This is a genomic window from Pseudomonas sp. H2_D02, from assembly GCF_054677635.1.
Genome location: NZ_CP162816.1, coordinates 2,724,287 through 2,736,201, shown reverse-complemented (window position 1 = coordinate 2,736,201; position 11,915 = coordinate 2,724,287). Strand labels below are relative to the sequence as shown.

2 pseudogenes (1 of these 2 cut by a window edge) are annotated in these 11,915 nt (G+C 64.3%); both read right to left on the bottom strand.

Annotated elements, in window-relative coordinates:
* Window positions 1–14: 14 nt before the first annotated feature.
* Window positions 15–3,216, bottom strand: a pseudogene (locus AB4N42_RS12575) (non-ribosomal peptide synthetase).
* Window positions 3,213–11,915, bottom strand: a pseudogene (locus AB4N42_RS12570) (non-ribosomal peptide synthase/polyketide synthase) (it continues 4,869 nt past the right edge of the window). The pseudogenes AB4N42_RS12575 and AB4N42_RS12570 overlap by 4 nt, the downstream one beginning before the upstream one ends.

Below are 11,915 nucleotides of genomic sequence, written 5' to 3'. Positions count from 1 at the left end.
TTGTTCTTGCCCTGTCAACTACCTTGCGCCGCCTTGGCGGCTTGCAGTTGCCGAGCCTGCTCAGTCAGGCGAGCCTTTTCCTCAGGGCTCATCGCCTCCATGCGCAGGCGTGCCTGGGCGATTTTCTCCAACTGCCCAGGGCTGCTCTCCTGCGACCGCAAGGCCACAGCCAACGAAGCCACGGTCGGATGATCGAAGACCAGCCCCGGATGGATGTCGCACTGCAGCAGCTTGCGAATGCCGGCCACCAACTTGATCACCAGCAGCGAATGACCAGCCGGCAGCGAAGAAGTCGCGGTCAATGCCCAATCGTTCAATTCCGAGCAGTTGCGCCATGCGCGCAGCGAGCAATTGTTCGAGTCCGTCACGGGGTCCGGCGCCCTCTTCATCGCCCGTCGCGACTGCCAACTGCTGCAACGCCTGGCGATCGATCTTGCCGTTGGCCAACCGAGGGAAGCGTTCGATCAGGTGCCAATGCTGCGGCACCATCACGCTGGGCAAGCGTGCGTTCAGTTGCGCCCGCGCAGTGTCCAGCACATCCGAAGGCAAGCCTTGCGGTGCCACGATAAAGGCCAGCAAACCCTGCTCGGCCGGTAGCACCAGCGCCTCGCCCACCTGCGGCACGCGCAGCAGCTCGGCCTCGATCTCCGCCAGCTCGATGCGGAAGCCGCGCACCTTGACCTGCTGATCGCGCCGCCCTTGCAGCTGAATCCCGCCGTCCGGGCGATAACGCGCCAGGTCGCCCGTGCGGTACAGGCGCTGCGCCGGATCGAACGGGCTCTGGATGAACGTCTGCCCGTCGGCCTCCGCATTCAGATAACCCCGGCACAACTGCGCGCCGCCCAGGTACACCTCGCCCAGCACGCCCACCGGCACCAGCCGCCGCTCGGCGTCCAGTACGTAGACTTGGTTGTTGCCCAGCACCTGGGTCAGCGCCGAGCAGTCATCGTCGCCCTTCAATGACAACGGATGAATCATGACGCCGACGGTGGCCTCGGTCGGCCCGTAGTGGTTGAACACTCGGCAATCGCTGCGCAATCGGGCGATGCGTTCGATCAACGTCGGGGCAATCGGCTCGCCGCCGAGCACCAGGGTGCGCGGCAATGTCGCTTGTTCGCTGTCGAGCAACGCCGCGAGGTGCGACGGCACGATCTTCAGGCAATCGATTTGATGCTGGCGCATGAACGTGGCGAACAACGCGCCGTCCTGCATCTGCTCATCGCTGGCGACATGCAGGGTCGCGCCATTGAACAACGCGCCAAACAGCGCCGTGTTGCCCAGGTCCGCCGCCACGGTGGAGCTGAAGGCCACGTGTCTGCACTGATCCAGCGCCAACGCCTGGCTGGCCTGGGCGGTGTAGTTGAGCAATTGCCGATGCTCGATCACCACGCCCTTGGGCACACCGGTGGAGCCGGACGTGAACAACACATAGGCGATGTCGTTGCCCTTGGTCGCCAGCGCCGGCAACGTCGCGTTCGCTGGGCTGAGCCCGGCCAATGCCAGGACCTTGCATGGCTGGTCCTGCCACGCCGGCAGGTACGCCGCATCGGTGAGCACCACTGCGGCGCTGGCCTGTTCCAGCATCAATGCCTGACGGGCCTGGGGCCATTGGGTGTCCAGCGGCAGATACGCGGCGCCGATGCGCCAGCTCGCCAGCATGGCGATCACCAGCTCCGCCGAGCGTGGCAAGGCCAGGGCGACAATCGAACCCTCGCCCAGGCCTTGGTCTTGGAGGCCGAGGGCCACGCGCTCGACCTGTGCGTTTAGCTGACCGTAGCTCAAGGATTGATGGGCGTCGGTCAGCGCGATAATGTCCGGCGTCCGCAGCGCCAGATCTGCAATACGTTGCGGCAGATAGCGGTGATCGGCCAGCGCCTTCATCGGCGGGTTGATCGCGCGCAAGCGCTGTTCCTCGCTGCGGCCCAGCAGGTCGAGCTGCGCCAGCGGCGTTTGCGCATCCGCAGCGATAGCGGCCAGCAGCACGTCGTATTGTTCCAGCACGGCGCTGGCGGCGGCTTGCGAGTAACGAGCGTCGGCGTAATGCAGGTCGATCGCGGCAAGCTGCTGGGTATCGTCCAGTTGGACCGTTAGCAGCAGCTCAAGCGGATCAGTCTGCACAAGCGAAGATCCTGTCCACTTCAGACCGCCGTCGCTGTGGACGAAACTTGCCCGAGCGACCGCGAAACCGTAGGCCGGATTCGCCGCGTCCGGCGCCAGCTCCGGCGTCCAGTATTCCTGCCAGGTACGATGCGCTTCGAGCCGCGCGGCCAACTCCCCCAGCCACTCGCTAAACGGTGCACTGGGGGACAACGGTACGCAAAGCGGCAGGGTTTTCTCGAACACGCCAATGGCATTGGCGAAGTAGTCGTAATCGCCGCGGCTGTCGTGACGGATGCCCACCAGTGCCTGGTCGGAACCGCTCAGGCGGCCCAACAGCAGCCACCACGCTCCCTGCAATAAGGTCGACAGCGATTGCCCAAGCTCATCGGCCAAGCGCTGCAAAGCATCGCGCCGGGCCGGTTCCAAGGCCAATGACACACGCGCATCGGCGGTCCCGCTGCCGGCGCGGCGTGCCGCCAGCCACGGCGTGTCGATCTGCGTCTGCAAGCCTTGCAGATGCTGCTGCCAATAGGTTCTCGCGGTGGCGGCATCTTCATCCAGCACCACTTCGCTGCGCCATTCCAGGTACTGGGCGAACTCGCCCGGCGCTTCGTCTTCCGATACCTGGCCCGCGTAAGCCTGGCGTACCTGTCCAAGCAGCAGGTCCATCGATGGCGCATCAGCACTGTAGCGGGCGATGCCCAGCAGCAGTTGCCATTGCCGTGGCGCCAGACGATAAAGCACCGCCTGGACGCCGGCCGATTCGCCGACTACGAACGCCTGGCCCAGGGTTTCGTTGATCTGCGCCTGGACCTCTTCAGCAGGTTGCTCGCTTGGGTTTATCGTCAACGGGAAGCGCCCGGCCTGGGCCACCTGACGCAGGCCGTGGAAGCCGGCGACCTTGACCAACCGTGCCAGCAACATCGGCTGCTGCGCCGCCAGTGTGTCGAACGCGCCGTGCAATCGTTGCGGATCGAGGTCGCCATCGATGATCACGCTCACCCAGCGCAGGGCCTCGCCACAAGTCACCGTGCCCGACAATTGTTCAAGCGCCTGCTGCTGCTCGGGCGTCAGGGCGAAACCCGCTTCCTGCGTGTCCATCATCACCTCGTTCATGCTCCGGTTTCCTCGGTATTGAATGCGCCCCGGGCAGATTGCCCAACGGTCGCTGGCCGTTGCAGGCTGGCGTGGTCGTACATATCGCCCATGGCGACGACGATTTTGCGAGGTCCTTCGAATGGGTCGCGGGCGTGGGCCACCAGCATGTTGTCCAGCAGGATCACATCGCCTTTCTTCCAGTCGAAACGCACCGCGCAGGCTTCGTACAACTCACCGATACGCGCCATCACCTCGTCTTCGATCGGTGTGCCGTCGCCGTAATAGACGTGCCTAGGCATGCGCTCCAGGCCGTACATCGACAACAGGTCCTGGCGCACGTCCGGCTCCAGCCAGTAGATGTGATGCAACTGCACTTGGTTGAAGAAGGATTTTTCCCCGGTGATCGGGTGTGTGATGATCGCCGGCCCCGGCGTGCGGGTCTGCAATTCGTCGTTGTCGAGCCAGCGCCACTGGATACCGCCGGCCCGGCATCGGGCTTCCACTTCGAGACGATTTTCGGTCTTGAAGAAGTGCTGCCACGACACGTCGAGCTTGTCGGTGAAGGTGCGCACGTACAGCAGCCCTTTGTCCTCGAACTGTTCGCGAAGGTCCGCCGGCAGTTTCTCGTACATCAGGCGGCAGTCCACCACCGGGGTCGCGCCGCCCACGGGCGCGGCCTGCTCGCAATAGAACATCTGCTTGCGCGGCCAACGGTCCTGGTGGGAGCTCTCGTTGTGGAACAGGATCATCTTGCGTTCCGGGTACGGCGTGGAGCGGTAGGTGTTCTTGCCCCCTTCCTTCTTCGGCAAGTCGCCGTACTGGCCGTACAGCCCCGGTTGAATCGCTTCGGCGAACGCTTCGAAGCCCTGGATGCCGTCCAGCGCGAATCCACGGAACAGAATGCCGGCGTGTTCGGCCAGTTTCTGTTCGATCAAGGGTCGGTTCTGCCGGATCCACTCGGTGACGTCCAGGTGCGGCTCGCCGGGCTCCAGCATCAGCGGGAAACGTTGTGGCGCCGCCACCAGCGATTCACGCACCAGCGCCGGACGCGGCCGCGCGGCCGGTGTCGCCGAGCGCTTGAGGAACTTGCCCAGTTTGTCGGCCTTGGGCCCCGGGACGTTGGCAGGCGTGGCGGCTGTCGCCACGTTGTCGACTGGCATGCTGATAGCTCCCAATTGAATGTCCTGATCAGCGACGATCTGTTCCAACAGGGTCGTCCAGGCCCGGATCAGGTACTGGACGCGCTCATGTCCGAACAAGCGTGTGGCGAACTGCCAATTACCGCGCAATTGCCCTTCTTCTTCGTCAACGAACAATGCCATGTCGAATTTAGAATGGTTCTGCAGCGCCGGCAGGAACTCCACGCTCAAGCCGGCCATGGAGCGCGTGCGCACCGGCACGTTGTTCATCACGAACAGCACCTGGAGCAACGGGTTCATGCCTTTGTGACGAGGCACGCCGGAGGCGTCGACGATCTGGTCGAACGGCAAGTCCTGATGCTCCAGCGCGCCGAGCAGATCGTCCTGGGCCTGGGCCAGGAATCGGCTGAAGGTCACGCCCGCATCGAAGCGCGAACGCAGCGGCAGGACGTTGACGAAGAAGCCGATCAAGCGTTCCAGCTCAGGTTGCTCGCGCCCGGCGACGTCAGCACCCACCACCAGATCCTGCGCGTTGCAAAGGCGATGCAATAACACCTGGAACGACGCCAGCAGCGTGCTGTACAGCGTGACGCCGGCCTCACTCGCAATGCGCCGCAATGCCGCGCTGAGGTCGGCAGACAGTTCGAACTGCAACGCATCGCCCTCATACGACGAGGTCTGGCCGCGAGGATTGTCCAGCGGCAGGTCAAGCCGCCCGTTGTAGCCGTCGAGTCGCTGTTTCCAATAGTCGGCCTGGCGCGCCAGCACGCCCTGGTCTTCCAACGCCTGCTGCCAGAGGGCGAAGTCATGGTATTGAACCTCCAGCGGCGCCAGCGGCATCGGTTCGTGGCGCGAAGCGGCTTCGTAGATCTGCACCAGTTCGTTGATCAACAACCCCATCGACCAGCCATCGGAAATGATGTGGTGCATGGCGTACAACAACACGTGCTCGGTCGGGCCCAGGCGCAGGATCCGCCCACGCAGCAGCGGCGCCTGTTCCAGGTCGATCGGGGTACGCGCATTGTCCAGCGTCGCCTGGGCCACTTGTTCCTGCTGGGCGCCAAGTGATAGATCGGAGAGGTCGACCAGCGGGAAATCCAGCTGGACTTCGTCGGCGATCACCGCCAGCGGGTCGCCTTCGTCGTCCTGGACATACGCGGTGCGCAGCACGGCGTGACGGCGCGTCACTTCGGCAAAACTGCTCATCAGCCGCTCGACCGACAACTCGCCGCTCAGGCGCAGGGCCATGGGCATGCCATACGCCGAAGTGCCGCCGGACAACTGCTCGGCGATCCACAACCGCCGTTGCACCAGCGACAACGGCGCCGATTGCCTTGGCCCATGGGCCTTGAGCCGGACCTTGCTGGAATCGCCTGCGCGCACGGTTGCGTCAGCGGCCTCGCTCATAAGCGCCGCCAATGCGCTGAGCCGTGGCTGATCGAACAGATCGCGCAAGCTCAGCGGATAACCCGTGAGTTTGCGCAGCCGGGAAATGGCCTGGGTCGCCAGCAATGAGTGACCACCGCGTTCGAAGAAATGATCGTTGCGGCCAACCTGTTCTACTTCCAGGACTTCTCGCCAGACGTCGGCGACCTGTTGCTCCAGTTCGCTTGCGGGTGGCGCGTAACCGTTTTGCGTCACCCCGGTTTCCACGCCCGGCAACGCCTTGCGGTCGAGCTTGCCGTTGGGGGTCAACGGCAGGTGATCGATGAACAACCAGTGCGCCGGGATCATGTAGTCCGGCAGGTGTTCCTTGAGTCGGGCTTTGAGTGGATCGCGCAGGGTGTCGGCGTCCAGCGACGCCACCACGTAGGCGACGAGTTGCTGCCCGCCCGGCCCTTCCTGGGCCAGCACCGCAACTTCGTTGACCTCGGGCTGCTGCAACAACCGCGCTTCGATTTCCCCCAGCTCGATACGGAAGCCGCGGATCTTCACCTGATGGTCGATGCGGCCCTGGTATTCGAGCACGCCGTCGGCGCGATAACGGCACAGGTCGCCGGTGCGGTACAGGCGTTCGCCGGTGGTGGAGAACGGGTTGGGCACGTATTTTTCGGCGGTCATCGCCGCGCGACCGAGGTAGCCCCGGGTGATGCTCGGCGCCGCTCAGGTACAGCTCAGCCGACACGCCTTGGGGGACGGGTTGCAGGTCGGCGTCGAGCAGGTAGCTGGCGGTGTGCTTGAGCGGGCGGCCGATGTTGGCCGTGCCGCCAGGGGTGCGGCGGGTCCAGGTGGAGTAGGTGGTGTCTTCGGACGGACCATAAAGGTCATAGACATGCTCAACCCCCTGTGGGAGCGGGCTTGCTCGCGAAGGCGTCCCCTCAGTTAGCCCATCATTGACTAACCCACCGCTTTCGCGAGCAAGCCCGCTCCCACAGGTGAGGGGTGTTGGGTAGAGAGCATCCACCAGGCTTTGCTTCAGCGGTTCACCGGCCAGGTTGATGATGCGCACGCTTTGCGGGATATCCCCGCTGCGCTGCAACGCGGCGATGGCCGAGGGCACGGTATTGATCAGGCGCACCTGGTCGCGGGCCGGCAGGTGCGGCAGTTCCAGGGCGTTGCGGGCAATGATCAGCGAGCCGCCGTTGGCCAGGGTCACGAAGAGCTCCCATACCGACAGGTCGAAGCACACCGAGGTCGAGGCGAGTACGCCTTGGATGTCGTCGCGGCTGTAGACGGTTCTGGACCAGTCGATCAATGCCAGGACGTTGCGGTGGGCGATGGCCACGCCCTTGGGTTTGCCGGTGGAGCCGGAGGTGTAGATGACGTAGGCGAGGTTGTCTGGGGTGACCGCTGTGTCCGGTGCGGTGAAGGGATACGAGCTCAACTCAGCCCGGTCCAGCATCAGCACTTCGGTCTCAGCTGGAACCGTCAGCGTCTGCGCCACTGCCTGCTCGATCAGCAACACCCGCGCCCGACTGTCATCGAGCATGTACGTCAAGCGCTCAGCCGGGTAATCCGGGTCCAGCGGCACATACGCACCGCCAGCCTTGAGCACCGCCAGCAGGGCGATCAGCAATTGCTCGGAACGCAGCATCGCCACGCCTACGCGCACTTCCGGGCCGACGCCCAGTTCGATGAGTTTGTGGGCCAGGCGATTGGCGCGGCCATCGAGTTCGCTGTAGCTCAGGCGAACATCATTGAACGTCACCGCCAAGGCATCCGGCGATGCTTCGGCCTGACGAGCGATCAGTTGGTGAACGCAGACGTCCTGTTCGAACGGCGCATCCACCGGATTCCAGTCATGAGTCAGGCATTGATGCTCATCGAATTCCAGCATCGACAGCTCACCCAACGGGCGCTCGCCCTGAGCGGTCATCTGCCCGAGCAACTGAGCCAAATGCGCCGCCAATCTTTCCACCGTGGCCGGGGCGAAGCTCGCCAGTTGATAACTCACGTGCACCGACAACTGCCGCTCCAACCCCACCAACAGCGTCAACGGATAGTTGGTCTGCTCCTGGGTGATTGGCGAACCAAAGCGCAAACCGTCCGGCGCGCCCTGCTCCAAAGCTTCGGCGATTGGGTAGTTTTCGAACACCAGCAGACTGTCGAACAACGCGTCGCCGCCCTGCCCGGCCCAACGCTGGATATCCAGCAACGCGGTGTGCTCGAACTCCCGCAGGGCCAGGTTCTGCGCCTGCACCGCTTGCAACCAACTGTCCAGCGACTGCTCGGCTCGAGGGCTGGCGATCACCGGCAAGGTGTTAATGAACAGGCCGATCTGCTGCTCGATGCCAGGCAAGTCCGCTGGGCGACCGGCGACCGTCGCGCCAAACGCCACGGTGGGTTTACCGGTGTAGCGCTGCAACAGCAGCAGCCACGCCGCCTGCACCAGCGTGTTCATGGTGACTTTCGAAGCCCGGGCGAAGGTTTCCAGGCGTCGGGTCAGTGCTTCGTCCAGCACTTGCACATGATCGCCATAACCAACACCAGCCTCCGTCGGTTTGGCCACCGCATCGGCCAGCCGCGTTGGTGCTTCCAGGCGTATCAGCGCAGGCTTCCAGAACGCCTCGCTGGCCGCCGCATCCTGGCGCTGCAGCCACGCGATGTAATCCCGATAACGTCCGCCGGCCACAGCAACAGATTGCCCGCTGTAGCGTTGCAGCACTTCACCAAGCAACTGCGAATTGCTCCAGCCGTCCATCAAGATGTGATGGCTGGTGTAGATCAAGTGATAGCGATCATCCGCGACCCGCACGACCACCAACCGCAACAACGGCGCCGCTTCCAGGGCAAACCCTTCCTGGCGCTGGGCCGTTGCGAGGGTTTCGAGGTAGCGAGGCAAATCAGCCTCCATGCGTGCGTCGTGCAACTGCAACGCAACCTCCACACGCTTGTGCACCACCTGCAACGCACGCTTGAAATCGCCGTCCCAGACAAAACCGCTGCGCAGCACGTCATGGGCGTCGGTCGCCGCTTGCCAGGCCTGGCGGAAGCGTTCGACATCCAATCCTTCGACCTCCACGCGCATCTGGTTGATGTAGTGGCCGGCCTGTTGCTCATACAGCGTGTGGAACAGCATGCCCTGCTGCATCGGCGACAGTGGATAGAGGTCCTCCACGTCTCGGGCCATCAGCGGCAAGGCGTCCAATTGCGCCTGGTCGAGCCCGGCCAGGGGGAAGTCCGACGGCGTGAAGCCGTGGCGCTGGGTCTCGCAACAGTGGTCGATCAAGTCCTGCAATTCGCGAGCGTAATCCACGGCCAGTGCCTGGATCGTCGCTTCGTCGAACATCTGCGTGCTGAAGGTCCAGTCGATGCTCAACTCGCTCGGCATAGACGCTGCCATTGAGGGTCAACCAGTTGTCCAGCGGCGCCAACGGACTCTGCGCGGCGCCCGCCGACTCGCTGGCCGGGACAAACAGCCCGCCGGCCTCTTCGCTGAAGCCGCTGTCGAACTGCCCCAGATAATTGAAGGTGATACGCGGCACCGGCAGTGCCGCGAGGGCACGACGCGTCGGTTCATCGCCCAGGTAGCGCAACACGCCAAAACCAAGCCCTTTGTCGGGGATGGCCCGCAGTTGCTCCTTGATCGCCTTGATCGAGCCTTCGGCGGTCGCCGTCGGGGTCAGGCGCACCGGGAACAGGCTGGTGAACCAACCCACGCTGCGGCTCAGGTCCAGATCATCGAACAGCGCCTCACGGCCATGGCCTTCCAATTGAATCAACGTCGAGGCCTGGGCAGTCCAACGGCCGATCACCCGAGCCAGCGCCGTCAACAGCAGGTCGTTGACCTGGGTGCGATAGGCCGCCGGTGCTTGCTGCAACAGTCGTCGGGTCAGTGCCTTGTCCAGCCGCGTCTGCACTTGCGCCCCATGGCACCTGCGCAAATCACTTCCCGGGTGGTCACAAGGCAGGTCGTGGCGAGCGCCTTCCAGTTGCGCCTGCCAGTACGCGACTTGGCCCTGCAACGTCGCGCTGCCGGCATGAATCTGCAACCGTTGCGCCCAGGCCTGTGCAGACGTGGTCTTGGCCGGCAATGTCGGCGTCTGGCCGGCCTGCAATTGGTCATAGGCCCGTTGCAAATCTTCCAGCAGAACCCGCCACGACACGCCGTCCACCACCAGGTGATGGATCACCAGCAACAGCCGCTGGCTGCCATCGGCCAGGGTCGCCAGAACACCGCGCAGCAGCGCGCCGCTGTCCAGTTCCAGGCTGCGCTGGGCGCGTTCGGCCAGGCCTTCGAGGGCCTGCGCATCCGCGACTTCGGCGGTCCACAGCAAGGGTGAGTGCTGCCAGAGTGAACGCTGCTCCATCAAAGTCTTATGGCGAGCGATCCAGGCGCCGTCCCCATGGGTGAAGGCCAGGCGCAAGGCATCGTGATGTTCGACCAAGGCCTGCAACGCCTGCTCCAGATGCCCGGCGTGCAACGCTCGCACGCCCTTGAGCAACACCGACTGGTTCCAGTGATGAGGCTCGGCCATGGCCTGTTCGAAGAACAACTGCTGGAACGGCAACAGCAGCGCCTCCCCTGTCACCGGGCCCTGGTCGATCACCAGCCCGCCGTCTCCGGTTGTCGCCACGCCGGCCAAACCCTGGATGGTCTGGTGCAGGAACAGGTCCTTGGGGCTGAAAAGGATACCGGCCTGACGGGCCCGGCTCACGACCTGGATGGAGATGATCGAATCGCCGCCCAGCTCGAAGAAGTTGTCGGTCACGCCCACGCGCTCCCTGCCGAGCACGCTTTGCCAGATATCCACCAGCGTCTGTTCCTGCGCGGTCACGGCTGCGACGTAGGCCTGGGGATGGGCGCTCGGCTCGGCCTTGGGCAGCGCCTTGCGCTCGAGCTTGCCGTTGGGGCTGACCGGCATTTTTTCCAGCCACACCCAGTGTTGCGGCACCATGTAGTCGGGCAAGGATTGGCTCAGATGTTCCCTGAGGCGCGCTTGCAGTGCCTGGCGAACGGCGTCGTCGGCGGCCAGCAGTTCCGCGCGCGCCGGAACCACATAGGCGACCAGCAGCGTGCCGTCCTGGGCCAGGACCACGGTTTCGCGCACCGCCTCGTGCTCGGCCAGGCGCGCTTCGATTTCGCCCAGTTCGATGCGCAGGCCACGGATCTTCACTTGATGGTCGATCCGCCCGGCATATTCGATCACACCGTCAGGGCGATAGCGCGCCAGATCGCCGGTGCGATACAAGCGCTGGCCATGGCCGAACGGCCCGGTGACGAAGCGCTCGGCGGTCAACGCCGCGCGTCGATGGTAACCCCGCGCCAGCCCCTCGCCCGCCAGATACAGTTCGCCAATCACGCCCACCGGCACCGGCGACAACTCATCGTCGAGGATGTAGGTGCCGAGGTTGGCGATCGGCTGGCCGATCGGCACGCTGTCGCGCTGCTCGTCGACACAGGTCCAGTGGGTCACGTCGATGGCCGCCTCGGTCGGGCCGTAGAGGTTGGACAGCTTGGCGTTGGACAGCTTGGCGAACACCTGCTGCTGGGCATCCACAGGCAGCGCTTCGCCGCTGCAGACGATTCGCTTGAGGCTGGTGCATTCGGCCACGCGCGGGTCCTGCACAAACGCCTGGAGCATCGACGGCACGAAGTGCAGCGTGGTGATGCCCTGGGCCGTGATCAATTCGATCAACAGCGCCGGGTCGCGATGGGCGCCTGGCGCGGCCACCACCAGCGTCGAACCGGTCAGCAGCGGCCAGAAGAATTCCCACACCGACACGTCGAAGCTGAACGGTGTTTTTTGCAGCACGCTGTCCGAGGCATCGAGGCCATACGCCTGTTGCATCCAGCACAGCCGGTTGACCAGGCCGCTATGGCGATTGCCCGCGCCCTTGGGCTTGCCGGTGGAACCGGAGGTATAGATCACGTAAGCCAGGTTTTCGCCGTGGACTTCGACGTCGGGATTGCCGTCGCGGCTGGCGTACAAGCCGTCGTCGGGCGAGTCCAGCACCAGGCTGCGCAACCCGTCCGGGATCGGCAAGGCCTCCAGCAGGTGTTGCTGGGTCAGCAGCAAACCAATGCCGCTGTCTTCGAACATGTAGGCCAGGCGATCACGCGGGTATTCGGGGTCCAGCGGCACGTAGGCGCCGCCGGCCTTGAGGATCGCCAACAGCCCCAGCACCATCTCCACG